This is a genomic window from Acinetobacter sp. YH12052, assembly GCF_013419835.1.
Taxonomy (GTDB): domain Bacteria; phylum Pseudomonadota; class Gammaproteobacteria; order Pseudomonadales; family Moraxellaceae; genus Acinetobacter; species Acinetobacter amyesii.
This window is the reverse complement of sequence record NZ_VOZI01000001.1, coordinates 165,642-188,908: the sequence shown is the minus strand read 5'-3', so window position 1 is coordinate 188,908 and position 23,267 is coordinate 165,642. Positions and strand designations below refer to the sequence as shown.

25 protein-coding genes are annotated in these 23,267 nt (G+C 42.0%); 14 read left to right on the top strand and 11 right to left on the bottom strand.

The annotated features are described in order from the left end of the window. Nucleotides 1-20: 20 nt before the first annotated feature. From FTU06_RS00845 to FTU06_RS00830, 4 genes are all read right to left on the bottom strand, one after another. Nucleotides 21-1,133, bottom strand: coding sequence for a glycosyltransferase family 4 protein (locus FTU06_RS00845; RefSeq protein WP_180144365.1), 1,113 nt, complete (start codon nt 1,131-1,133; stop codon nt 21-23). A 32-nt stretch (nt 1,134-1,165) separates the two neighbouring features. Next, the gene (gene lpxL, locus FTU06_RS00840; RefSeq protein ID WP_111884078.1) at nt 1,166-2,101 is read right to left on the bottom strand and encodes an LpxL/LpxP family Kdo(2)-lipid IV(A) lauroyl/palmitoleoyl acyltransferase; all 936 of its coding nucleotides are present in this window, start codon (nt 2,099-2,101) and stop codon (nt 1,166-1,168) included. Between the two features lie 87 nt (nt 2,102-2,188). After that, nucleotides 2,189-2,950 carry a 3-oxoacyl-ACP reductase gene (locus FTU06_RS00835; protein ID WP_180144362.1) on the bottom strand — a complete coding sequence of 254 codons (762 nt, stop codon included), beginning with the start codon at nt 2,948-2,950 and terminating at the stop codon, nt 2,189-2,191. Nucleotides 2,951-3,136: 186 nt separating this feature from the next. Then, nucleotides 3,137-5,041, bottom strand: a complete 1,905-nt coding sequence (locus tag FTU06_RS00830; RefSeq protein ID WP_168377902.1) for an ATP-binding cassette domain-containing protein — start codon at nt 5,039-5,041, stop codon at nt 3,137-3,139. A 34-nt stretch (nt 5,042-5,075) separates the two neighbouring features. On the opposite strand from FTU06_RS00830, the gene FTU06_RS00825 reads away from it, so the two are divergent. The 7 genes from FTU06_RS00825 to FTU06_RS00795 all read left to right on the top strand — a co-directional run bounded on the left by FTU06_RS00825 (nt 5,076) and on the right by FTU06_RS00795 (nt 12,010). Then, entirely contained in the window at nt 5,076-5,321 is a 246-nt protein-coding gene (locus FTU06_RS00825; RefSeq protein WP_078189840.1) for a SlyX family protein, read from the top strand. A 132-nt stretch (nt 5,322-5,453) separates the two neighbouring features. After that, nucleotides 5,454-6,455: a hypothetical protein gene (locus FTU06_RS00820; protein WP_180124282.1), complete on the top strand. Its 1,002-nt coding sequence runs from the start codon at nt 5,454-5,456 to the stop codon at nt 6,453-6,455. A 70-nt stretch (nt 6,456-6,525) separates the two neighbouring features. Then, on the top strand, nt 6,526-6,975 hold the full coding sequence (locus FTU06_RS00815) for an ammonium transporter (protein WP_168377899.1): 450 nt from the start codon (nt 6,526-6,528) through the stop codon (nt 6,973-6,975). A gap of 38 nt (nt 6,976-7,013) precedes the next feature. After that, the gene (topA, locus tag FTU06_RS00810) at nt 7,014-9,656 is read left to right on the top strand and encodes a type I DNA topoisomerase (RefSeq protein ID WP_180007162.1); all 2,643 of its coding nucleotides are present in this window, start codon (nt 7,014-7,016) and stop codon (nt 9,654-9,656) included. Nucleotides 9,657-9,747: 91 nt separating this feature from the next. After that, the gene (locus FTU06_RS00805) at nt 9,748-10,551 is read left to right on the top strand and encodes an NYN domain-containing protein (protein WP_180144359.1); all 804 of its coding nucleotides are present in this window, start codon (nt 9,748-9,750) and stop codon (nt 10,549-10,551) included. 1 nt (nt 10,552) lies between these two features. Next, the gene (locus FTU06_RS00800) at nt 10,553-11,311 is read left to right on the top strand and encodes a hypothetical protein (RefSeq protein WP_180144356.1); all 759 of its coding nucleotides are present in this window, start codon (nt 10,553-10,555) and stop codon (nt 11,309-11,311) included. A gap of 126 nt (nt 11,312-11,437) precedes the next feature. Further along, on the top strand, nt 11,438-12,010 hold the full coding sequence (locus FTU06_RS00795) for an HdeD family acid-resistance protein (RefSeq protein WP_180007164.1): 573 nt from the start codon (nt 11,438-11,440) through the stop codon (nt 12,008-12,010). A gap of 76 nt (nt 12,011-12,086) precedes the next feature. Here the strand turns inward: FTU06_RS00795 and FTU06_RS00790 are convergent, their stop codons facing one another. Then, complete coding sequence (locus FTU06_RS00790; RefSeq protein WP_180144354.1) at nt 12,087-12,536, bottom strand: carboxymuconolactone decarboxylase family protein; 450 nt, start codon at nt 12,534-12,536, stop codon at nt 12,087-12,089. Between the two features lie 83 nt (nt 12,537-12,619). Between FTU06_RS00790 and FTU06_RS00785 the strand changes: the two genes are divergently transcribed. Next, entirely contained in the window at nt 12,620-13,750 is a 1,131-nt protein-coding gene (locus tag FTU06_RS00785; RefSeq protein WP_180144352.1) for a glycerate kinase, read from the top strand. Between the two features lie 65 nt (nt 13,751-13,815). On the opposite strand, the gene FTU06_RS00780 is transcribed toward FTU06_RS00785, so the two are convergent. Continuing rightward, nucleotides 13,816-14,199 (bottom strand): hypothetical protein, encoded by a 384-nt coding sequence (locus FTU06_RS00780; RefSeq protein WP_180144350.1) that lies wholly within the window; start codon nt 14,197-14,199, stop codon nt 13,816-13,818. Nucleotides 14,200-14,296: 97 nt separating this feature from the next. Between FTU06_RS00780 and FTU06_RS00775 the strand changes: the two genes are divergently transcribed. The 5 genes from FTU06_RS00775 to FTU06_RS00755 all read left to right on the top strand — a co-directional run bounded on the left by FTU06_RS00775 (nt 14,297) and on the right by FTU06_RS00755 (nt 17,990). Further along, nucleotides 14,297-16,285: an ATP-dependent helicase gene (locus tag FTU06_RS00775; protein ID WP_168377891.1), complete on the top strand. Its 1,989-nt coding sequence runs from the start codon at nt 14,297-14,299 to the stop codon at nt 16,283-16,285. An 86-nt stretch (nt 16,286-16,371) separates the two neighbouring features. After that, nucleotides 16,372-16,623 (top strand): RNA-binding protein, encoded by a 252-nt coding sequence (locus tag FTU06_RS00770; RefSeq protein ID WP_078189697.1) that lies wholly within the window; start codon nt 16,372-16,374, stop codon nt 16,621-16,623. 41 nt (nt 16,624-16,664) lie between these two features. Next, the gene (locus FTU06_RS00765; protein WP_180144347.1) at nt 16,665-17,027 is read left to right on the top strand and encodes an ASCH domain-containing protein; all 363 of its coding nucleotides are present in this window, start codon (nt 16,665-16,667) and stop codon (nt 17,025-17,027) included. Nucleotides 17,028-17,102: 75 nt separating this feature from the next. Beyond that, a complete protein-coding gene (locus tag FTU06_RS00760; RefSeq protein ID WP_078189695.1) occupies nt 17,103-17,606 on the top strand; it encodes a DUF6586 family protein in 504 nt (167 codons plus the stop codon). A 105-nt stretch (nt 17,607-17,711) separates the two neighbouring features. Then, a complete protein-coding gene (locus FTU06_RS00755; protein WP_078192732.1) occupies nt 17,712-17,990 on the top strand; it encodes a hypothetical protein in 279 nt (92 codons plus the stop codon). Nucleotides 17,991-18,068: 78 nt separating this feature from the next. Here the strand turns inward: FTU06_RS00755 and FTU06_RS00750 are convergent, their stop codons facing one another. The 5 genes from FTU06_RS00750 to FTU06_RS00730 all read right to left on the bottom strand — a co-directional run bounded on the left by FTU06_RS00750 (nt 18,069) and on the right by FTU06_RS00730 (nt 22,376). Further along, nucleotides 18,069-18,311, bottom strand: coding sequence for a hypothetical protein (locus FTU06_RS00750; RefSeq protein WP_078192731.1), 243 nt, complete (start codon nt 18,309-18,311; stop codon nt 18,069-18,071). A 187-nt stretch (nt 18,312-18,498) separates the two neighbouring features. Next, nucleotides 18,499-20,217, bottom strand: coding sequence for a cation:proton antiporter (locus tag FTU06_RS00745; RefSeq protein ID WP_180073299.1), 1,719 nt, complete (start codon nt 20,215-20,217; stop codon nt 18,499-18,501). 143 nt (nt 20,218-20,360) lie between these two features. Then, nucleotides 20,361-20,516: a 50S ribosomal protein L33 gene (gene rpmG, locus FTU06_RS00740; protein ID WP_001205031.1), complete on the bottom strand. Its 156-nt coding sequence runs from the start codon at nt 20,514-20,516 to the stop codon at nt 20,361-20,363. Nucleotides 20,517-20,528: 12 nt separating this feature from the next. Continuing rightward, the gene (rpmB, locus tag FTU06_RS00735) at nt 20,529-20,765 is read right to left on the bottom strand and encodes a 50S ribosomal protein L28 (protein ID WP_000048256.1); all 237 of its coding nucleotides are present in this window, start codon (nt 20,763-20,765) and stop codon (nt 20,529-20,531) included. A gap of 162 nt (nt 20,766-20,927) precedes the next feature. Then, nucleotides 20,928-22,376, bottom strand: coding sequence for a coniferyl aldehyde dehydrogenase (locus FTU06_RS00730; protein WP_180144344.1), 1,449 nt, complete (start codon nt 22,374-22,376; stop codon nt 20,928-20,930). A 116-nt stretch (nt 22,377-22,492) separates the two neighbouring features. Between FTU06_RS00730 and FTU06_RS00725 the strand changes: the two genes are divergently transcribed. Continuing rightward, a complete protein-coding gene (locus tag FTU06_RS00725; protein WP_180055631.1) occupies nt 22,493-23,194 on the top strand; it encodes a TetR/AcrR family transcriptional regulator in 702 nt (233 codons plus the stop codon). Nucleotides 23,195-23,267 lie beyond the last annotated feature (73 nt).

The following is a 23,267-nucleotide window of genomic DNA, read 5'->3' as shown; positions in this document are numbered from 1 at the left end:
TATCTATGGTGTGTAGTCAATCAAGCTGAATGCTGAGAGACCACTTGCGTATACAACTCCAAAGTCTGATCACACATCTCTTTTAAACTAAACATACTGATAGGCTGTACCTGCTGTGGTTGGTCTAAATGCAACTTTAAGGTTTCGAGTAATTGGGTTTCATCATCGACAGTGACTAAACCTTGCGGATAGACATTCGATAAAATTTCAGCTACGCCACCACGGTTCCAACCGATCACAGTTGTACCTACAGACAGTGCTTCGAGTACAGTCCGTCCAAAGGTTTCCGCTTGGCTCGACAAAGATAAAACCAAATCGCTAAAAGCTAACCATTCACGAATATCCGAACGGTGACCGACAAAACTAATCCGATCACTCAGTCCTTTCGCCGCAATGCTGTCTTGTATTTCTTGTAAATAAGCCGCTTTTTTCGGATCTGCACCACCGACCACCACCGCATGTACGTCGGGATACTGTGTTTGTAGCTGTTCCATTAAATGGATCAGGGTTTCATGACCTTTCAAACGGGTGATACGGCCTGGTAAGCAAATCAGACGCTTATTTTCTAGTTCAGGGAAATCTTTTAGGGTTTGATTGAGCCACTGTGCTGAGGGTTGATAACCATGTGGAAAAGCAGCGGGGTCAATGCCACGATAAATACGCACAATGTCCTTGGTAGGACAGTTTTTGTAGTTGTCCGTGATGTATTTGACAACACTATCCGAGACCGCAATGACTTTTTCAGCCTGCGTCATGATTTGACTATAGCGATTAATCGAATAAAAACCATGTACAGTTGAAATCAGGTGAGGTCGCTTGTTTGCAGGAATCCCTTTGAGGGCAAAATGCGTGAGCCACGCAGGGACACGTGAGCGCACATGCACGATGTCTGGTTGATGTTGCTCAATCAGTTTACGTAGAGGACGAATTTGCCATAAGCTCGATAAGGCTTTTTTATGGATAGCGAGCGTGAGATGTGTTGAGCCTTCAGCTTCCAATTGAGCCACCATGCGGCCACCATTTGAAACCACTAAGGACTCATGGCCGGCGGTCACTAAAGCACGAGCTATTTCTAAGGTTCCTCGCTCGACACCACCACTGTTCAATTCAGGTAAAAGCTGCATCACTTTCATAGCATTTCTCTTTTTTATGTGCTGAGTTGAACTCAATAGATTTTGTCATAGCCTTGTGGGCGGGTTTTAAAGCGGCGATGGAACCACATGTATTGTGTCGGTGCGATTCGTAGCTGATTTTCAATAATTTTATTGGTTCTAACAGCATCCGAAACTTCATCTTCACTCGGAAAATTATCCAAAGCAGGTTCAATCAGCACATGATATTGAGGGTTGCTGATGTCGCCATCTCGATAAAAATACAATGGGATCGCTACGGCTTTAGCAATTTTTAATAAGCGACGATGTGCAGTAACAGTGGCTGCGGGAGTACCAAAAAACGGTGCCATAACCCCTTGTTTTAAACCAAAGTCTTGATCGGGACTGTACCAAATGGCATGGCCATTTTTCAGATTGCGAATCAAGCCACGCATATCATCATGGTCGATTTGGTTGGCATAGATGGTGGCACGGCAACGCACAATCAACATATCCAACAGCGGATTATTTTGCGGACGATAAACCACATCCGGCTCAAAGAACTGTGCGCATAAATAGCCACCAGCATCGAGCAGGGTAGAATGTGTGCCGAGGAGTAAAATACCTTTGCCTTCAGCTTGTGCATTTTGAATATGTTCTAAGCCTTCAATTTGCACCCGATTTTTGAACCACTGCGGACTGTACCATGCATTTAAAGTTTCAAAAATGCCAATCATTTGGTCGATAAAAACCTGTCGTGCATTGGCCTCAACCTGTTCTGCTGTCCATTCAGGAAAGCAAACTTCCAAGTTGCGAATCGTGGTTTTACGACGTGATTTGAGATTGTTAAATGCGACAGAACCGAGGAATTGTCCAAGGCGATACTGAACTGCCCAAGGAAGAATCGCCAAAATCATAAGAAATACAATCCCTATCCATATTCCCCAATACTGAGGAAGTAAGAAAGACCATTGGAATTTTCCGGGTTGATATGTTGGCTTTTGACTCATAGGGCTAAATCAAAGATTAAAAAATAGGGTTCAGTTTAGCATGAAGCTGAATTGAAAGAGAAAGTTCAACCTCATGCTGCATCAGACTTAACCTTTGACTAAACCGCCATCGACAATCAAATTCTGCCCGGTGACTGCACGTGAGTAAGGGGACAAGAACATCATGATGGCCGCAGCAAATTCTTCAGGCGTGGTCACTGTGCGTAAAGGTGTCGATGCCGCGATTAAATCAAACACGGCATCGGGTGTCGCTTTACTGGCATCGGTGCTTTGTAATAAGCCACCAGAAAGCATATTGACGTTAATCCCAAACTCACCCAGTTCATGCGCCGCTGTGCGAGTGAAGGCCAAAAGTGCCGCTTTTGCAGCAGTGTAGTCGTGGTAAGGCACGACAGGGTTTTGTACCAAGTTGGTACCAATATTGACAATGCGACCAAAACCCTGTGCTTTCATCTTGGGAAGCGCCGCTTGCGTGGTGTTGAGTGCAGCGACGACTGCTCCATCAAATTGTTGCTGTAAGTGCTGTGCAGTCAGTTCTTCAATTTTAGGACGGGCATCGCCATTAAATTGAAAATGGATGAGGGCATTATTCACGACAGAGGTGATTGAGGCACCAAAATGTGCTCTTGCTGCGGCAAAAAGCTGTTCTACTTGAGCTTTATCAGTGACATCTGCTTGATAGGCAAACACTTGCTGAGGAAATTCGGTAGTCAATTGTTCTGCTGCAGTTTGACTGGATAGATAGTTCGCGACCACGCGTGCGCCTTCAGCAATTAACGTTTGGCTAATCGCCAAACCGAGGCCACGTGCGCCTCCTGTAACTAAAACAATTTGATCTGAAATTTGCATGCTCGTGACTCAATCTTATGTTGAACGTCACCATATCAAGCTTTTCACATTAGCGGAATCGTCTTTACAGATGCTGGATGCTCCAATTTGAAACTGAGTCATCCGATCTAATAATTTAGCCGAGTCATACGACATAAAAAAAGCCGTATCGAAATACGGCTTTTTCTGTGTGAAATATTTGTGGACTTAGCCTTTAGCTAGCGTTTCTAGCTCATCTAAACGTTCCATTTTTTCCAGCATTTCGTCATCAATTTCAGCAAGACGCTGTGATGCTTTGGTCGCAGCATCGGCGTCAGTCATGAACCAAGAACCGTCAGCTAATTTTTCAGACAATTCAGCTTGCTCTTGTTCCAATGCTTCAATTTCAGTCGGCAGTTGTTCTAGGGCACGTTGGTCTTTATAGCTGAGCTTGACTTTTTTAGGCACGGCAGCGGCAGCCGCTGCTTCGGCTTTAGCCATGGCTTTTTTCACGTCGCTTTTTTGATCCACGACAGTTTGGTCAGGACGCTGTTCCAAATAGTCTTGGTAACCTCCGATGTATTCATCGATTTGACCTTTACCATCAAATACCCAAGTCGAAGTCACCACGTTGTCCATAAAGGCACGGTCATGCGAAATCAGTAACAGTGTGCCTTTGTAAGCGCTGAGCATTTCTTCCAACAGTTCAAGCGTCACCATATCCAAGTCGTTGGTCGGTTCGTCCATCACGATAAGGTTCGATGGTTTTAGTAGCAGTTTAGCCAACAGAATACGGTTACGCTCCCCCCCAGACAGTGCTTTAACTGGTGTACGTGCGCGTTCTGGAGAGAATAAAAAGTCTTGTAAATAACTGTAGATGTGACGACGGCTACCGTTTACATCGACATGGTCTGAGCCTTCAGAGACGTTATCTTTCACTGATTTTTCAAGATCAAGTGCATTTCGAAGCTGATCAAAGTAAGCAACTTCAAGCTGTGTACCTGTTTTTACTGTACCTGTATGTTCTTGCTCACCCAAAATAGCTTTGATAAGGGTGGTTTTACCCACACCGTTGTCACCGACTAAGCCGATACGGTCACCACGTAATACCAGTGCCGAGAAATCTTTGATGATTGGCGCGCTGTTGCCAAATTGCACAGCTAAGTTTTCAATTTCAAAGACCACTTTACCTGAGCGCTGCGCATCTTGCGTTGCCATGCTCACTTTACCTTGTTGGGAACGGCGCGCTTTAGACTCTTCACGCAAGGCTTTTAAGGCACGAACACGACCTTCGTTACGGGTACGACGCGCTTTAATGCCCTGACGAATCCACACTTCTTCTTCAGCAAGTTTTTTATCGAATAGCGCATTTTGCTTTTCTTCCGCTTCCATTTGCTGAGCTTTGAGTTCGAGGTAACGTGAATAGTTACCTTCATAGCTACGCAAAATGCCGCGGTCAAGTTCCACAATACGAGTCGCAATATTGTCGACAAATGAACGGTCATGCGAAATAAACAACAGGGTTAAATTGTTTTGATCGAGTAAGAATTTTTCGAGCCATTCAATACTTTCAACGTCCAAATGGTTAGTCGGTTCGTCGAGTAGCAATACATCGGGCTGCGTTAAGAGAGCACGTGCTAATAAAACACGACGCTTACGACCACCAGACAAATCTGCAAGGTCAGCTTCTGGGTCTAGGCCCATTTTACTGAGGATGGCATTCACCTTGGTTTCAAGTGACCAGCCATCCATTTGATCCATCTGATGTTGTAAGTTACCCATGCGCTCACAGGCGTCCATATCACCGAGTACGCAGGCTTCGCTGGCTTCATGATAAGCACGCAGTACAGTAGCGGCTTCGCCTGCACCATCGGCAACAATATCAGCGACTTTACCGGAATCCATGGGTACATCTTGAGCAAGCATTGAAATCGTAATGCCATTTTGCAATGAAACTTCACCGCCGTCTGGCAATAAAGTTCCCTCAATCAGTTTAAGTAAAGTAGACTTACCTTCACCATTACGACCGATTAAACACACTCGTTCGCCACGCTCTAAACTGAAGTTCGCGCCGTCGAGTAGGGAAGGTCCGCCAAACGCAAGCTGGACGTCCCTTAAGGTAATATAGGCCATAATGTTTCCTGAAATCTTATATGAGGAGTGTAAATTGACTACACAACAAAATCTTGATGAACAGGCGTCATTTTCCGCACCCATTGAAGATTTGCAAGTCCGAATTGCATTTTTAGATGATTTAGTTGATCAATTGAATGATCAAGTTGCCCGTCAAAATGCCGAAATCGCTGATTTAAAGAAACAAATGCAGATGTTGTATCGTCGTATTGAATCGGCAGATTTATCTGAAGGCATCGCAGCATTTGACCCAATGACCAACCGCCCACCGCATTATTAATGTCGATATTGAATGACAGGCAGATGACGAATCAGCGCCAAAGCTGTGGATTGGTGTAAATTTATTTGACCTTTTGCAGCGTGACAGGTCTAATGCACCGCATCTGCTGATCGAAACCCATTATTTCATCTCATGAGTCAAAAAGTTGTCCTGCTAGATTTGGAAAATAACCCGCCCACAGCAAATCTATTGCGCAATATCATTGAACATTACAGTACTTTGTATGTGTTTAGCTGCAATGGAAAATTTGAATATGCACTTGAAGATTTAACTGAAATTGCAGGGTGGATCGCGAGTGGTCAATTGGTGGTTTTGGATATTCCAGAAACGCCGCAAAAAGAATTTGAATATGCGGTGATTGTGGGGCAACTGATGGCCTTGATGGATCCAGATGCGCATATAGAAGTCATTTCAGCGATGCCGGATATTGCATTACTGATGGAACAATTGGATGGCTCTGGACTCAGCGCACATCTCATTCAAATTCAGTCAGAACAAGAAGTTTCACATAAAGTGAAGTATAAAATTCCTGACCTAGAAACCATTCGGAATAAACCTGATTTATTACTGATTAAACACTATTGTGATGGTCTGGAAAAACTCAGTGGCAAACCCAACAGTTTGGATAAACTGAAAAACTCACTGATGAATATTTTGCAAGTCTCTAGCGAAAAAGCTCAGCATTTGGTCGGTATGTTGATCAATCTAAAAATCGTCAAACGCTTTGATGAGCAAATTTCGATTCGAAAAAAAGTACTCAAACAATGGGTGCAGCTAGATTTAAATGCGACTGCTGAAACAGCATTGCCGATAAAAACAGACCTGAATGCATTTAGTGCTTCACTCGAAGATCAAACCTCAAATACTGATGATACGGCATCGATGATTCAGGCTGCACAACAAGGCTTATTTAAAAATTTCAATAAAATTGATCCTGTGCAAATGGAAGTGATCCGAAAATTGCATGAATTAAAGTCAGATAAACCAAAAGATATCTACGCCTTACGTGATTTATTGGAGCAAATGTTCCCACAATCTGACGTTCGATTATTACTTAAAGAGTTGATCGAAAAAGGATATATCTATTGGAATGGTCACGAAGTGCTGTATAGCCACGAGATGTTCCTGAATTAATTTTATCGAGTGAACTTGCGTTTTATATTGCGCTTATGCAACTCTAATAAAGGAATATAAAGGTTGTGCTATGGAAAATATTGGAATCTGGGTTACTGTTTTTATTGTGGTCTTTGTACTTGGGTCGATTTTTGGACTTCGAGTAAATCCTAGAGAAAAAGCCTTGGGCATTATGCGCGAGAAGGCGCGTAAGATGGGGCTGCACCCACGTTTAGTGGCTGCACCTGCTTGGACCAAAATTCCAATGGCTTCTGAAAAACGTGCCAGTATGGTGGCGTATTACAGTGTGCTGATTCCAGATGCGCGTTTGCCTTTAATGCGTGCTTTAGTGGTCGATGACAAACTTGAACTGGTACATGGTGATGACAAGTTCAAGGATTTAGCCATTACATTAAAGGGCATTTATGCTATTGATATGCAGGCAAACTGTGTAGGACTCTATTGGAACGAAGAATCTGACTTAAGAGCCACACAGCTTGATGATATGAAAGCATTTTTACATTCATTGGCTGAACTTTAAATTTTAAAAAACCTATTAAACAGGAATGATGGTTAACTATGGCGAACGCTCCTCGGTCCACATCTAAAAGTACCACAGCAAAATCTGCCGATGCTGGGAAAAAGCGTGCGTTAGTGATTGTGGAATCGCCTGCAAAAGCGAAAACAATCAATAAATATTTGGGCTCTGATTACATCGTGAAATCATCGGTGGGTCATGTCCGTGATTTACCTACAGGCGGCTCGAGTAAAACAGCAGAGAAAAAGCCAGTAACTCGTGCGAAATTAACTGAAGCTGAAAAAGCCAAAAAAGCACAAAAAGCTTTGGTTAATCGTATGGGTGTAGACCCTGAAAATGACTGGAAGGCACAGTACGAAGTCCTACCGGGCAAAGAACATGTTGTTGCAGAACTGAAAAAGCTTGCATCGCAAGTTGACGAGGTCTATCTCGCAACGGATATGGATAGGGAAGGAGAAGCAATTGCTTGGCATTTAAAAGAAGTGATTGGCGGTGACGACTCACGTTATCAACGTGTGGTGTTCAACGAAATTACCAAAAATGCCATCCAAGAAGCGTTTAAACATCCTTCTCGCCTGGATACAGATAAAGTCAATGCTCAGCAAGCCCGTCGTTTCCTCGACCGTATTGTGGGCTTTATGATCTCGCCACTCTTATGGGAAAAAATCGCCCGTGGTCTATCGGCAGGTCGTGTGCAATCTGTGGCTGTTAAACTTGTGGTTGAGCGTGAACGTGAAATTCGTGCCTTCATTCCAGAAGAATTTTGGCAAGTTTTTGCAGATACCAAGTCGAAGAAAGACGATATCCGCTTAGAAGCGGTGAAGCAAAATGGCAAGACTTTAAAACTGCACAATAAAGCTGAAACAGATGCTTTACTGAACTTGATTAAAGATGCCGACTACACAGTTTCAGCACGTGAAGATAAACCAACCAAGGTCAATCCAAGTGCGCCTTACATCACGTCTACACTGCAACAAGCAGCAAGTACACGTTTAGGTTTTTCTGTGAAAAAAACCATGATGTTGGCACAGCGCCTATATGAAGCCGGCTTTATTACTTACATGCGTACAGACTCCACATTCTTGAGTGATGACGCTGTAAATATGGTTCGTGGTCATATTGAAACTGAGTTTGGTCAAAAATATTTACCGGCAAAACCAAACCGTTATGGTAATAAAGCTGGTGCGCAAGAAGCCCATGAAGCGATTCGTCCATCAAATGTAGCGCTAAAAGGCGATAGTTTGGTGGGTGTAGAGCGTGATGCGCAGCGTCTTTATGACCTGATCTGGCGTCAGTTCGTTGCGTGTCAAATGACCCCAGCAGAATATTTATCATCAACGATTTTAGTCAATGCTAATGGTGTCGAACTCAAAGCCAAAGGCCGTACATTGGTCTTTGATGGTTTCACTAAAGTGCGTGGTCAAAATAAATCGGATGATGATGTACTGTTACCTGCTGTAAAAGTCGGTGAAGTACTCAAGCTTGAAAAATTAGATCCATCGCAACACTTTACTAAACCACCTGCGCGCTTCACTGAAGCATCTTTGGTCAAAGAGCTTGAGAAAAAAGGGATTGGTCGTCCATCGACTTATGCGGCAATTATCTCAACCATTCAAGACCGTGGTTATGTGAAGCTCGATAACCGTCGTTTGTTCGCCGAGAAAATGGGTGAAATCGTGACAGACCGTCTCGATGAAAACTTTAATAACTTGATGAACTATGCCTTTACCGCCGATTTAGAAGGTCAGCTAGATAAAGTCGCGGATGGTGATCGTAACTGGAAAGAGTTACTCAATAGCTTCTACGGTGATTTTAAAACACGTTTAACCACAGCTCAGGGTGAAAATGGCATGCGCCGTAATTTACCTGTAGAAGTGGATGCTGTGCACTGTAAAGAATGTGATCGTCCGATGCAGATTCGTACAGGGACTACAGGTGTGTTCTTGGGTTGTTCAGGTTATAACTTACCGCCAAAAGAGCGTTGTAAGGGAACTTTAAACCTGACACCTGTAGAATCATTGGCTGCACTGTCTGACGATGACTCGGCTGAAACAGCAGATTTAATGTCGAAAAAACGCTGTCCAATCTGTGAAACAGCCATGGATAGCTATGTGATTGATGGTGGTCGTAAGTTGCATATCTGTGGTAATAACCCAGACTGTGCTGGTTTTGAGCTTGAAGAAGGTGAGTTCAAAATCAAAGGTTATGATGGCCCAACCATTCCTTGTGACAAATGTGATGGCGAAATGCAATTGAAAACTGGCCGTTTCGGTCCTTACTTTGCATGTAATAGCTGTGACAATACACGTAAAGTGTTGAAGAGCGGTCAGCCTGCACCTCCACGTGTAGATCCAATTAAAATGGAGCACTTACGTTCAACCAAACATGATGACTTCTTTGTCCTTCGTGATGGCGCAGCAGGTTTATTCTTAGCTGCAAGTAAGTTTCCGAAAGTACGTGAAACCCGTGCGCCTAAAGTGGCTGAACTACGTTCTGTCGCAGATCAGTTGGATGCGAAATATCAGTTCATCTTGCAAGCACCGGATGTAGATCCTGAAGGAAACCCAACATTGGTGAAATTCAGCCGTAAGAACCAAGCACAATATATTGGTTCTGAAAATGCTGAAGGCAAACAAACTAAATGGTCTTTGGTGTACCAAGATGGTAAGTGGGTTGAAGCTTAAGCTTTAAAATCAATAAAATGCTGACTTCGGTCGGCATTTTTTATGTCAGAATTAATCAAAATTTAAATGATAAAAATGATTGGGGGGAATAGTGGAAATTCAAACGAAAAAGTTTGCTGTACTCATAGATGCGGATAACTCATCGATCAATGCTATTCCATCTGTGTTGGAAGAAGTTGCAAAATATGGAATCGCAAGTGTTAAACGAGTTTATGGAGATTGGAGCAGCGAAACCTTAAAAAATTGGCGTGAAGTCTTACTTCCACATGCCATCACACCTGTTCAGCAGTTTGCTTACACAAAGGGCAAAGATGCAACGGATATGATTTTGATCATTGATGCGATGGATTTGCTGTATGCAGGTGCATTGGATGGCTTTTGTATTGTTTCAAGCGACAGTGATTTTACCCCTTTAGCATCTAGAATTCGTGAAAATGGGCTAAGTGTTTACGGTTTTGGAAAAAAGTCGACGCCAGAGGCATTTAAAAAAGCATGTGATAAATTTATTTATGTTGAAAACTTACTGCAAGATAATGAGCTAAAAAATACTGAAGAAGATCTTATTAATTCACCAATTAAAGAAGTCATTGAAAATACAAAAGTAAGTGAACCAAAGCCATCTGTGCAGATTAAAGAGAATATAATCACTGAAATCATTGATAAACCCACTTTAAATTTGATTTATAAAGCTGTGAAAGATAATGCGGATGAAAATGGATGGGCCAATTTAAGTATGGTTGGGCAATATATCAGCGCAGTCAAACCTGACTTTGATTCTAGAAACTACGGTCGAGCAAAATTATCTGGACTAATTAAAACGCTAAATTTATTTGAAACAAAAATAGAAATGAGTCAAATGTATTTAAGAAAGATAAAAAAGCAGAGTACGATTTAAAATGTGGAAAAAAATTCGGGTACTGTGTTTATTGCTGATTTTACTAGTGGTCGCAGTCAATGCCTATAAAGACAAAAACCAAGACTGGAGTAAACCGATCTTTGTATTGTTACATCCAATTAATGCAGATGGTCGAGAGAGCACTCAAGCTTATATACAGCAGCTCTCTGTCAATGATTTAAACGATGTTCAACAATATTTACAAGCGACAGCACAGAAATACCGAGGGCAACCGACTTATGTGTATTTTAAGTTAGGTCGTGAGCTGAAAGTTTTACCTCCCAAAGTACCCAATGACGCCGGTATGTTGGACGTTATCCTGTGGAGTTTGAAATTCCGCTACTATGCTTGGCAGCAGCATGAAAATGTAGATGGTGTTTCGAGTGTCACTCTCTTTCTAAATTATTACGATCCGAACCAAACCAAAGAACTTAAACATTCCACAGCCTTGGAAAATGGTCGAATTGGATCGGTGAATTTATTTGCATCGAATAAACAGACAGCGCAGAATAAAATCGTTTTAGCACATGAGTTATTACACGCTTTTGGTGCAACTGATAAGTATGATTTGGCTACAGGTCAGCCGATTTTTCCTGTCGGTTATGCAGAACCTGAGCGGCAGCCTTTGTTTCCACAAAGCAAAGCTGAACTGATGGCTGGGCATATTCCTACCTCACAGACGCAAAGTAAAATGCCTGAAGATTTAGCTGATACTGTGGTGAATGACGTCACAGCGATTGAAGTGGGATGGAAAAAATAATGTGGATAAAACCTATCTTATCCACAGTCTAAGTCAGCAGTGTGGATAAGATTTGGACTTTTCTTTCATTTTTCTTCATCATGAAGTTGCATAATCCATTGAATAACGAATAACTTGAGAAAAAACATGAGAACAGTAGGCAACGATTTAATTCGCAGTCAGCTCCATGAAAACCGTAAGTGGTATCTCGGTTTAGGTGCTTTATTGGTGGTCTTCGGATTGGTCCTTTTGGCAGCTTTGCCATTCGCGACAATCACTGTCATTTATATTTTTGGTGTGCTGATGATGTTAGGTGGTGTAATCCATTTCATCGCGGCATTTAAAATTTTTGAAGGCGGCTACCGCTGGTTCTGGGCACTATTTGGTGTGTTGTATTTGGTCGCAGGCTATTATGCATTTACAACGCCTGTCAAAACGGCCATTGTCCTAACCAATTTATTGGCGATTATTTTGATCATTGCAGGGGTCATTCGTATCTTTAATGCTGTGTTATTTCGAGCATTTCAAGGTTGGGGATGGACACTATTTTCAGGTCTATTGACCTTGATTACGGGTGTGATCATTTTGATGTCACCTGATGCACCATTTTGGGTATTAGGATTATTCTTGGCGGTTGATATTTTATTCCAAGGGGTCAACTACCTTACTTTGGCTTCTTATATTCGACGTGAAGTACCGAAAAGCTCGGCAGAGCAGTAAACTGCTTGCGGATCTGATAAATAAAAAAAGAGTGCTGAGGCACTCTTTTTTATTCAGTTTTAATGTGTACAACCCGTTAAGGTTTCACGCTATAGCGGCTACTAATGGCGATACGATTCCATGTGTTAATGACAATTGCGAGCCATTCAATTGCACTGATTTGATCATCAGTTAAAAATGGTAGAGCATCTTCATAAACTGCATCGGGAACTTGGCCTTCGGCAATCAATGTAATTGCTTCGATCAAGCTTAAAGCCGCACGTTCTTTTTCGTCATAGTACGCAGTTTCACGCCATGCATTGAGTAGGCTAATGCGTTCAATACTTTCACCAGTTTTAAGTGCATCTTGTGCATGTATGCGAATACAGAACGCACATTCGTTGATTTGGGATGCACGTAATTTCAGTAAATGGGCTAAACCTTCATTAAGGCCAGACTCATTTATTTTTTGCATTGCCAGTGCATCAAGTTCTGCGACTTTTTTATATAGCTCAGGTGCAGACTGACCTAGGTTGATTCGTGACATTTCGAACCTTTCTGATGTTTTTAGATATACCTGCTATTTTAAAACCGTTATGGTTGAGGACAAGTTTTATTTTGAGCATTTAGATGACCACTTTTGTTCTTGCGCCCGATTCATTTAAAGAAAGTATGAGTGCTCAACAAGCCTGTGACGCGATGCAGCGTGCAATTTTAAAGCTCATACCTGACGCAAATGTCATCGCTGTGCCAATGGCAGATGGCGGTGAGGGAACTGTAGATGCGTTGCTCAGTGCTTGCGACGGTCAAAAAGTGACGATAGTGCTTACAGGTCCTTTGCCCAATCAACGTGTGACGACGTATTTCGGTTTGATCGACGGTGGAAAAACCGCAGTGATTGAAATGGCAAAAGCTAATGGTATTCATCTTGTCGATATGGCTCAGCGAAATCCATTACTGACGTCAACTTATGGTACGGGCGAAATGATCAAGGCTGCTCTAGACTTCGGAGTAAGTAAAATTATCATTGGCTTAGGCGGGAGTGTGACCAATGATGGCGGTGCAGGTATGGCACAGGCCTTGGGGGCACAATTTTTAGATGAAAATGGCTTGGAAATAGCAGTTTGTGGTGGTTATCTGGATCAAATTAATAGTCTTGATTTGACGCAGCTCGACTCACGTTTAGCGCATACAGAAATTATCATTGCCAGCGACGTCATTAATCCATTATGTGGTGAAAATGGTGCATCCTATATCTTTGGTCCGCAAAAAGGAGCAACGCAGGAGATGGTGCGTCAGTTAGATCAGAACCTCAGTTATTATGCCAATGTGGTTGAAGAGACACTGGGTTGTGCTTTACGTGATGTAGCAGGTGCAGGCGCTGCCGGTGGACTAGGTTTTGGCCTGATGGCTTTTGCAGGTGCATCAATGCGATCAGGTGTAGAGTTGGTTATTGAACAAAGTCAGTTGAAGGAAAAAATAGCACAAGCAGACTATGTGCTGACAGGTGAGGGAAAAATTGATCAACAAACCAAGCTTGGTAAAACGCCTTATGGCGTGGCACAGGTCGCAAAAAGTTTAAATAAGCCCGTGATTGCTTTTGCTGGTGTGGTTGGTGAGGATATCGCGGAACTCTACGATTTAGGTTTCACACAGATTGTTGGGATTAACCCACCAGATTGTAAGTTGGAAGATGCATTAAAATATGCGGAACTAAATTTGGAACATTGCTGTAGAAATGTGATGAGATGTTTGAAATAAAAATCAAGGTAAAATTTATACATGCATCTAGTGAGTTTTAAGATAATCATAGTTAGAAAATATGATTAATTTTGTTGAAAATCTTTGCAATATTTTTCCATTGGTTTTTGATTTTTTGGAATTATATTTTCAATGTTTTTTATATTTTCTATTGCATTTTCTTTTGCCCGTTTCGCTTTTAATAATTCAGAATTCTCTGAAGCAATTTCATATTGTGCTTTACTCATTTTATAAGTTGCACATAAATTATCGGATATAAGCTTATGATTGCCAGAAATTAGAGCTACAGCTAGATCATCATGGAGTTGAATTCCTTTCTGATTATTTTTACTTATCAAGTGATCAAATTCAGTTTGAGTCAATTTTTTTGCGTAAGATGGATGATTTGTAAATATTATGAGTAATAAAACTGGCTGAAGGAAATGGTTAATTAGCTTAAAATTTTTCATAAACTTATCGTTTTCTAGTTTTAATTTTGATCCTACATTAGCATGTATTTTTTTTCAATCTGCTAAACTATACCTATCCATGAAATGATGAGTACATATGAGTTTAGCCAACCTGATTGATGAATTAAATCCTCAACAAAAACAAGCCGCAACAACAGAAGCACAGCATAGCTTGGTTTTGGCAGGAGCAGGTTGTGGTAAAACCAAAACCATCGTGGCGCGTGCAGCTTATTTAATTGATCAAGGCGTGCCTGCTAATCAAATTCAAATTTTGACTTTTACTCGCCGTGCAGCGAGTGAAATTGTCGCTCGTGTGGAGCTGGCTCTGGGTGAGCAAGCCAAAGGGTTACGTGCTTCAACCTTTCACACCTTTTGTATGTACCTATTGCGCCGCATTCCAAAAGCCTTTGGCCTAGAACAGTTTTCGATTATTGATCGTGATGATCAGCTCATGATGTTCCGCCTGATTCGTGGCCGTGATGATAAGAAAAACCCCAATCACTTGCCCAAGCCGAAAGAACTCTGTGATCTGTATTCCTTTGCGCGGAATACGCGTCAAAAACTTAGCATTGCCATGGAAAAGCAAATGCCTGAGTACTTTGCGTTGAAAGATCAAATCGCGGATATCATGAAAGAATACGAAGCCCGTAAACGTGCGCGTAGTTTTTTAGATTATGACGATATCTTGGCGATTGTGGCGAAAGCCTTGGCGGAATCAGATGGACTGGTCGATTATGTCGCTTCAATTTGTCGCCACATGTTGGTTGATGAAATGCAGGATACCAATCCGCTGCAATGGGCGTTACTTGAGCCACTAAAGGAACGTGTCAGTTTGTTCTGTGTCGGCGATGATGCACAGTCAATCTATGGCTTCCGAGGTGCAGACTTTGAAAATATTCATCATTTCAAAGAGCGGGTACCCGACGCACAGATTTTTAAACTTGAAAAAAATTATCGTTCAACCCAAGAAATTTTAGACCTGTCGAATTGGTTGTTGGATGAAAGCGAAATTAAATATGACAAACGCTTAGATGCCTATCGTGGTGAAGGGATTAAGCCGAAAATGCATATTTTCCCGAATGAGTTTGATGAAGCCAAATGGATTGCCATCGACATTAAAGAACGACATTACCTCGAAGGCAGCAAATGGTCGGATCATATGGTGCTTGTGCGTTCAAGCTTTGCTGCTCGTCATATTGAAGCGGCCTGTATTGCCGCAAATGTGCCGTATCGCTTTATCGGCGGCATGAAATTACTTGAAACAGCCCATGTAAAAGACTTGCTCAGTGTGCTGCGTGTAGTGGCCAATCCTTTAGATGATATCGCGTGGATGCGCTTTTTAACCTTGTGGAATGGTGTGGGTGATGTCGGTGCGAGTAAGTTATCGCAGCAGATTTTACTTGAACCAGAAATGCAAGCCATTGCAACCAAGTTGGAAAAGTTTGGCAAAGTACCTGACCAAGCGATTCTGATGATGAAGCAAATGTCGGTGTTGAAAGATCAGGTCAAAGAATGTGTAAGCTTGGCTGTTCAAGCGATTTCTGAGCAGCTGGAAGAAAACTATAAAAAAGATTGGAACCGCCGTGTCGGTGATTTTGATTTGGTGAAACAACTGGCATCAAAGCATACACAGCTCAGTGAATTTCTTGAAGAGTATGTGCTCGATCCTGTGTCCATTTCTGAAATTGAACGGCAATCAGATAGTGATGTGGTCACTTTGATTACCATTCACTCTGCTAAAGGGACAGAACAAAAGGTTTGCTATGTGGCAAATGTGACACCAGGGCAATACCCGCATGCACGTGCTCAGGGTAATTTCGATGAGGTGGAAGAAGAGCGTCGCGTGTTATATGTGGCGCTGACACGTGCGCAAAATGAACTGATTCTGACTAAGCAAAACTTGAACCACTGGGCGCGTGAAACTGTCGATGAGCAAGGGCGTAAAGTAGAAAGTTACTTTATGAATGATTTAACTCGAAATTTATGTAGTTTGGAAACACACTATAAAACCCGTCAGCAAACCGTAAAAAGTGCGTTAATCGAAAGAAAATCGATTAATTTAGATTTTGGTATCGATCTCGATTAAAATAGATTTTTGACGTGATTTACACGCAAGTTAAAAAGCAAAATAGACAAATGCTTTTTGATGATGCTGTCTATTTGGAAGATTGAATGAAAATTTTAGTGCGTAACTTAGAGCGTTCAGTTACTGAAGCAGAATTGGTTGAACTGTTTAAACCATTTGGCGCAGTAGAGTCTGCTGTTGTTGTTATGGATGCAAGCACAGGTAAATCGAAAGGGTTTGGTTTTGTCGAAATGCCAAATGGTCGTGAAGCTGTAAAAGCGATTAAAGGCCTGAATACTTTGAAAGTCAAAGGTGCGGGTATTCGCGTAAAAGCGGCTGAAGATAAGCCTAAAGCATAAATTCAAAAAGGAGCGTAACGCTCCTTTTTTATCGGTGATCTATGAAAAAATGCTACTCGGCCTTGTCGATTGTTGCGCCATCTGGTTCGAACATTGCGTGCGGACGTAAAACGCTTGAAGTCCGCTCATGGCAGCCTGAGCATTTGCCTTTAAAAGATTTAGTGATTGTGGAAAATCAACGCTACTTACATGAAAGTGGAGATGAAGATATTGGACGTGCGGTGGCGATGGTCGATGTATATGATGTTCATGCATGGACTGAAACAGAGGTAGAGCAAGCGCAGGCGACATATTGGGCAGCAGGGTACTGGGCTTGGCGTCTGGAAAATATCAGGATGATTGATTGGGATATGCCTGTTCCCGCAAAGCGTGACATTTATTTAATTGAAATCGATCATCCATAATATTTATTGTGAATTTCCTAAAAATCCGTTTAAGCTTATTCATGTAGAAAAACGCCAAAATTTAGGGAATTGTTCATGTCTCGTGTTGCTCGCTTTCATGCTGATCGTACCAATCAAAAGTTATATTTTACCCGTCTTGCATGTCAGCAAGCCGAGCAGACTGATCATGTTCAACAAGCTCAGGCTTATCGCGAAGCAGCAGTTTTTCATTTGCATGGTGCAGTACTTGCGTTTTTACAAGAGTTGGTGCGTTACTATCGTTTAAATGATCCTGCGCCCACGTTAAAGTCGATTGAAACGCTGATGGCTGAAAAAGGTCAGGTATCACCTGAAGTGACTGTTATGCAGCAATTGGCAAAGCAGGGCTTTATTGCAGAGCTGAAACGCGCACATCGTATGTGTCAATATGCACCTGAACCGTCTGCACCAGAGCCAGAAGATGAAACGTCTTCAAATTTAATTATTAAAGTTACCCAAACACCGCAAGCATGGTTGCCAGATACCGCTATTTTGCGTGAATGGCATCGTGATCTAACTCAATTAATTGATGGATTTCGTAACGAGATGGTGGAGTTCTAATCGGACTATTGCTACTTGAAATAAATTTATTTAACCCGATATAAGATTATCTAAGTAATACAAAGTGCAGATGCCTTTATCACCATGTTGCGCATGGAGGGATATATGTCTATAGAACAGTTGAAAGAACTCTTTGGGAACCAGGAAGCAATTTTAGAGCTGGTTCAATTGGAAGGTGGTGAGTTGGCATTGCGTAATGCAGGCTCAGAAAAAGAGCCTTTGGTGACTATCCAATTCAATGAAGAATTACGCAATATTTTGGGCGATCAAATGAGTGTGATCGCTCAGCAAATGATTCAGGCTGCATTGTTTGGTTTGTTAGAAAAACAAGTGGATGAATGGCATGCCGAAGTGGTTGATGAAAAGCCCAAATATATGAGCTAATCATATAGCTGCTGACTTTGCGGATCATGATAATGAAAACGCACCTTTCGGTGCGTTTTTTTATGCCCAAAATGACACTTAGACTGTGCCCAGTTCAGTAGGTGAGATCAGTATCGAACCTAAAAATACAATAAAGACCCCGATGAGCTGTAAGAAAAAAGGATTTTTGGCATCTTGCCAATACAGAATCAGAAAGACGATGGAAATGGGATAAAACAATAGACAGCCCAGTCCCCATAAAATACTGGTTTTAAATGCAGCGATGAGAAAGCCCAGACCGCCAATTAAAATAATGGCAAGGCCTAAATAGAGGATGTACATGTTTTTCTCGTTTCTTGTTTGAAGTATTTAACATGATGCTTCGTTTGATGCTCATTTTATCAATATGTTTTTTAAATTCAATTATTTGTAATTTTAAAATTACTGAATTATATCAATTAAAAAAAGGCGATGCTTTAATGCATCGCCTTTTGGGTTTTGCTCATAAGAACTTAATTAGGCACTTAGTTTAGTGTGTCGGAGTTTGGTGATGGGCAATTTGGATTTGATTTAAAATATGATTGCTCATATTTTTCGCCATTTCCTCTTTGGCATAATAAACCTCACCGATATTGTCACGACGAATGACTTCAGCTTCTTCTTTACTTTCCGCACACACCAATACTTGGATAGAAGGATTCAGCATTTTGGCAATATCGACAATTTTATGAATATCTAAAATATCCATAGGTGAAATGACCAAAAGGCGTGCGTGTTGAATATGGGCCTGAATTAAAACACCCGGTTCTGTTGCTACACCGGATACCGCAGCGATGCCTTTTTCCCGCAAGTTTTCCACGATTTCACGGTTTTCTTCAGCAATAACCACTTTAATGTTTTCATTCATTAATTCACGGGTAATGCGACGACCGACTTCACCATGACCAATCAGTACCACCTGATCACGTAGATAATCCTGTGAGACCTCATCCGGCAACATGGCTAATGGGTCACTACTACGTTCCAGTAAACGGGCCAAATTCGAGCGCTCACGGATGAGTCGCTGCATAGGCTCGATTGCAGAAAATACAAATGAATTCAGCGTAATCGAGATTAATGCACCTGCCAGTATCAGGTTTTGTCCTTCCATAGAAAGGAGGTTTAGAGATACACCCAAGGTCGCCAAAATAAATGAGAACTCACCAATTTGCGCCAAGCTTGCCCCAACGGTTAATGCGGTATTGATGGGGTAGCGGAAGAACAACACCAATGCCATTGCAGCGATGGTCTTACCAATCATGATAATACCGACCACAGCTAAGACGTGAAGCGGTTGTTCAATCAAGATCCGTGGATCAAACAGCATGCCGACGGAGACGAAAAACAGAATCGAAAAAATTTCACGAAGCGGAAGGGTTTCTTCTTCTGCACGGTGACTAAAGTCAGACTCTTTGACCACCATACCGGCAAAAAATGCGCCCAGTGCCATGGATACACCAAATACCTTGTAGGCACCAAAGGCAATAGACACGGCTGCTGCAACCACAGTGAGCGTGAATAATTCACGTGAGCCTAAGCGTGCAACCACTTGCATAATCATTGGCACTAAACGTTTACCAATGATCAGCATGAAGGCAATAAAGCCAGCAACTTTGAGTAAAGTTAGACCTAAGGTCAGCCAAATATTTTCATCAGCACTGCTTTCTGTGAGCGGTTGGCCGCCAAGCAGTACGGCAGTAGCAGGCAGAAGGACCAGGACCAAAACCATCACCAAGTCTTCAACCAAGAGCCAACCCACGGCAATTTTACCATTGACGGAGTTGAGTAAACCGCGATCACCTAAGGCTTTGAGTAGAACGACAGTACTTGCACACGACAAACTTAAGCCAAACACTAAGGCTGAGCCCATGCTCCAGCCCCAAAGCATGGAAATTCCCATACCTAGTAAGGTCGCCACTGCAATTTGTAAAATGGCACCGGGGAGGGCAATACGACGGACTTGCATCAAATCATTGAGTGAAAAGTGCATACCCACGCCAAACATCAGGAACATGACACCGAGTTCTGCCAGCTGGTTAGCGAGATGGATATCGCCAACTACCCCAGGTGTGTTTGGGCTAATAATGATACCGGCAATCAGATAGCCGATGAGGGGAGGAAGTCGCAGGCGTGCAGCAATATAGCCAAAAATTAAGGCAAAACCAAAGCCAACAGCAAGTAATATTATGAGTTCTACATCATGAGGCACTAAAAACTCCTTAAGCCTAAGTTAAGGGTAAAAAAGACAAGCACAAAAAGTGCCAAAAAGCATTTTGAAAGTTTAGCAATTCGAATAAAAAAAATGCAAAAAAAAAACGACCTAAGCAGGTCGTTTTTTTCAAAAAACTAAAATTATTTGATTTTAGCTTCTTTGAAGATTACGTGTTGACGGATTTTTGGATCAAATTTTTTGATTTCCATTTTTTCCGGCATAGTACGTTTGTTCTTAGTGGTAGTGTAGAAATAACCTGTACCAGCAGAAGAAACTAGGCGAATTTTATCACGCATGTTCGTAGCTCCTTAGATCTTTTGACCTTGAGCACGTAGGTCAGCAACAACCTTTTCGATGCCCAATTTGTCGATAATACGCATACCTTTAGTAGTTAGACGAAGACGTACGAAACGTTTTTCGCTTTCTAACCAAAAACGGTGGTGATGCAGGTTCGGCTCGAACCGGCGTTTAGTTTTGTTGTTGGCGTGTGAGACGTTGTTACCAACGACTGGACGCTTGCCGGTAACTTGGCAAACCTTAGACATGGTGTAACTCCATTGATTTAGCCAACAGCAAATCTGTATGGCCAGTCAAAAAAAACATTGAATTCATTCAAGGGGCGTTTTATATCAAAAATGCGCTTAAAAGACAAGCGATTTTGCATAAAACGAACGATCACCTAGTGTGATCGTTCATGCCTTGATCGTTTATCGAAGAAGTGTCTTCGAAATCAGTTTGTGGATCGGCTTATTGAACGGTGGAAGAATGAATTTCAAACTATAGAGTTTTGGATTCGACATCACCGAGCGTTCATGCGACAAACTGAAGAAACCTTCTGGACCATGATATTTCCCCATACCCGAAGCCCCCACACCGCCAAACGGCAGGTCATCTTGAGCAACATGGGTTAATACCGTGTTTTGTCCGAAATGTCCTGAATGGGTACGTGTTGCGACATAGTCGGCACGTGCCTGATCAAAGTCGAAATAGTATAAAGCAAGTGGACGAGGACGGCTATTAATAAAAGCAATAACCTCGTCAATTTGATCATATTCCATGATCGGAAGGATCGGACCGAAGATTTCATGCTGCATAATTTGCATGTCTGGAGTGACACCAGTTAAAACCGTAGGTGCAATTTTACGTACAGCATCCACATCTTCATTTTGTGGGTTAAAACTGATGATTTGTGCGCCTTGATCACGCGCATCTTCTAAATAACCTTGTAGGCGGTTGTACTGCTTGTCATTAATAATCGAAGTGTAGTCCTGATTATGGGCAATACTTGGGTACATGGCTTCAACGCACACTTTATAGTGATCTAAAAATTCAGCTGTTTTACCACGAGGTAAGAACACATAGTCAGGTGCAACACAAGTTTGACCTGCATTCCAAAGTTTACCAACAGCAAGACGCTGTGCGACATCTGCTAGGTCAATAGACGGATGAACCAATACAGGTGACTTTCCGCCTAATTCTAAAATCACCGGAACTAAGTTTTCAGACGCTGCCGCCATGACGGTTTTACCGACATTGGTCGAGCCAGTAAAAATCATTTTGTCGAAGGCAAGGTGACTAAACGCATCTGAAATTGGGCCACCACCGTTGACGACTGCGACCAATTCTTGAGGAAATGCTTCTGCGAGAGCTTTTTCTAGCACATCACCGAATGCCGCAGAGGCACTCGAAATTTTGATCATGGCATGGTTGCCCGCAGCCAAAGCACAAATCAGTGGGCCTATAGAAAGAAGCAGTGGGTAGTTCCATGGCGTAATAATGCCGACGACACCAAGCGGTTGATATTGCACCCATGCTTTTGCAGGTTGATGAATAATTCCGACATGGCGTTTGGATGGTTTCATCCAGTCTGTCAAATGCTTGCTATAATATTTGATGTGTTCAAGACATGTGAGCAACTCACCAATCTTGGTTTCACCAATAGAACGGTTACCATAGTCTTGATTAATTGCATCAGCAAATTGATCTTGATACTTAACTAAGATACGCTTAAGCCGAGCCAAACGGTCTATACGTTCCTTCGCTGTAGGCGATGGGTAACGTAAATACGCTTGTTTCTGCTGTTCCAACATATTGTTGAGATGCTGGTGATCAAAAGAATGTGGTGTCATTGAAGTTGTTTTTGTTTGACTATTCATGTCGCACGACCATATCCAAATTAGCGATTAATTAATTTTTAGAGCAAATACTCTAAATAGTCAAGTTACTTTATGTGTTAGTGTTCTAATGCTTTGAAATAAATGGTTGTTTTAGGATGTCTCACACCAAAACCTTAAAAACGAAAGAACGTATTTTGCAGCTGAGTTTGCAGTTGTTTAATGAGCGTAGCGAGCGTTCAGTGACAACCAATCATATTGCTGCTGAACTGGGAATGAGCCCAGGTAACTTGTATTACCATTTCCGAAATAAAAGTGAAATTATTAAGGAATTAATGGAGCAATATCAGCATGAAACGCTAGAAATGTTAGCGCTTCCTGATGATCGTCAGCTTGATGCCAATGATAAAATTCGCTATTTCCAAGTGTTAAGTAGCCAATTATGGGCTTATCGCTTTTTACATCGTGATGTTTATCACTTGGTCGAAAATAATGAAGATTTCCGCAAAATGTATCCACGTTTTGCCGGTCAAGTCATGCAACAAGGGCAGAAAATTTATCGTGCCTTTGTTGACGCAGGCTTAATGCAGATGACCGATTCTGAAATTGAGGCCTTAACCATTAACTTGTGGATCGTGCTGACCAACTGGACCAACTTCCTTTATATGTCGGGCCATATTACTGACTCAAACACTTTGGAAGAAAAGTGGGTGTGGCAAGCACTACGACAAATGGTGTTCTTAGAAGGCGCATATCTACGTGGTGAAAGCCGTGAAACCTATGAGCGACTGCTCGATACTTTAGGGCCGTCGGACTTATTTGCAAGTCTTTCAAACGCAAAGCATCAGGTTACTGAATAAGACTATTTAGTCTGGCTTTAAAAAGCGTTAGAATACTCGGCTCTTTTTTCAATTTAACTGATTAGTGATATAA

Bases quoted from the DNA above. Each gene is read 5' to 3' on its own strand.
- FTU06_RS00750 (WP_078192731.1), bottom strand. From the start codon at position 18,311: ATGTACATCCTCTATTTAGGCCTTGCCATTATTTTAATTGGCGGTCTG.
- FTU06_RS00800 (WP_180144356.1), top strand. From the start codon at position 10,553: ATGTGGAAAAAAATTCGGGTACTGTGTTTATTGCTGATTTTACTAGTG.
- FTU06_RS00755 (WP_078192732.1), top strand. From the start codon at position 17,712: ATGTCTATAGAACAGTTGAAAGAACTCTTTGGGAACCAGGAAGCAATT.
- FTU06_RS00730 (WP_180144344.1), bottom strand. From the start codon at position 22,376: ATGAATAGTCAAACAAAAACAACTTCAATGACACCACATTCTTTTGAT.
- FTU06_RS00765 (WP_180144347.1), top strand. From the start codon at position 16,665: ATGAAAAAATGCTACTCGGCCTTGTCGATTGTTGCGCCATCTGGTTCG.
- topA (WP_180007162.1), top strand. From the start codon at position 7,014: ATGGCGAACGCTCCTCGGTCCACATCTAAAAGTACCACAGCAAAATCT.
- FTU06_RS00770 (WP_078189697.1), top strand. From the start codon at position 16,372: ATGAAAATTTTAGTGCGTAACTTAGAGCGTTCAGTTACTGAAGCAGAA.
- FTU06_RS00725 (WP_180055631.1), top strand. From the start codon at position 22,493: ATGTCTCACACCAAAACCTTAAAAACGAAAGAACGTATTTTGCAGCTG.
- lpxL (WP_111884078.1), bottom strand. From the start codon at position 2,101: ATGAGTCAAAAGCCAACATATCAACCCGGAAAATTCCAATGGTCTTTC.
- rpmB (WP_000048256.1), bottom strand. From the start codon at position 20,765: ATGTCTAAGGTTTGCCAAGTTACCGGCAAGCGTCCAGTCGTTGGTAAC.
- FTU06_RS00830 (WP_168377902.1), bottom strand. From the start codon at position 5,041: ATGGCCTATATTACCTTAAGGGACGTCCAGCTTGCGTTTGGCGGACCT.
- FTU06_RS00785 (WP_180144352.1), top strand. From the start codon at position 12,620: ATGACCACTTTTGTTCTTGCGCCCGATTCATTTAAAGAAAGTATGAGT.
- FTU06_RS00775 (WP_168377891.1), top strand. From the start codon at position 14,297: ATGAGTTTAGCCAACCTGATTGATGAATTAAATCCTCAACAAAAACAA.
- rpmG (WP_001205031.1), bottom strand. From the start codon at position 20,516: ATGCGTGATAAAATTCGCCTAGTTTCTTCTGCTGGTACAGGTTATTTC.
- FTU06_RS00815 (WP_168377899.1), top strand. From the start codon at position 6,526: ATGGAAAATATTGGAATCTGGGTTACTGTTTTTATTGTGGTCTTTGTA.
- FTU06_RS00820 (WP_180124282.1), top strand. From the start codon at position 5,454: ATGAGTCAAAAAGTTGTCCTGCTAGATTTGGAAAATAACCCGCCCACA.
- FTU06_RS00780 (WP_180144350.1), bottom strand. From the start codon at position 14,199: ATGAAAAATTTTAAGCTAATTAACCATTTCCTTCAGCCAGTTTTATTA.
- FTU06_RS00845 (WP_180144365.1), bottom strand. From the start codon at position 1,133: ATGAAAGTGATGCAGCTTTTACCTGAATTGAACAGTGGTGGTGTCGAG.
- FTU06_RS00795 (WP_180007164.1), top strand. From the start codon at position 11,438: ATGAGAACAGTAGGCAACGATTTAATTCGCAGTCAGCTCCATGAAAAC.
- FTU06_RS00790 (WP_180144354.1), bottom strand. From the start codon at position 12,536: ATGTCACGAATCAACCTAGGTCAGTCTGCACCTGAGCTATATAAAAAA.
- FTU06_RS00760 (WP_078189695.1), top strand. From the start codon at position 17,103: ATGTCTCGTGTTGCTCGCTTTCATGCTGATCGTACCAATCAAAAGTTA.
- FTU06_RS00835 (WP_180144362.1), bottom strand. From the start codon at position 2,950: ATGCAAATTTCAGATCAAATTGTTTTAGTTACAGGAGGCGCACGTGGC.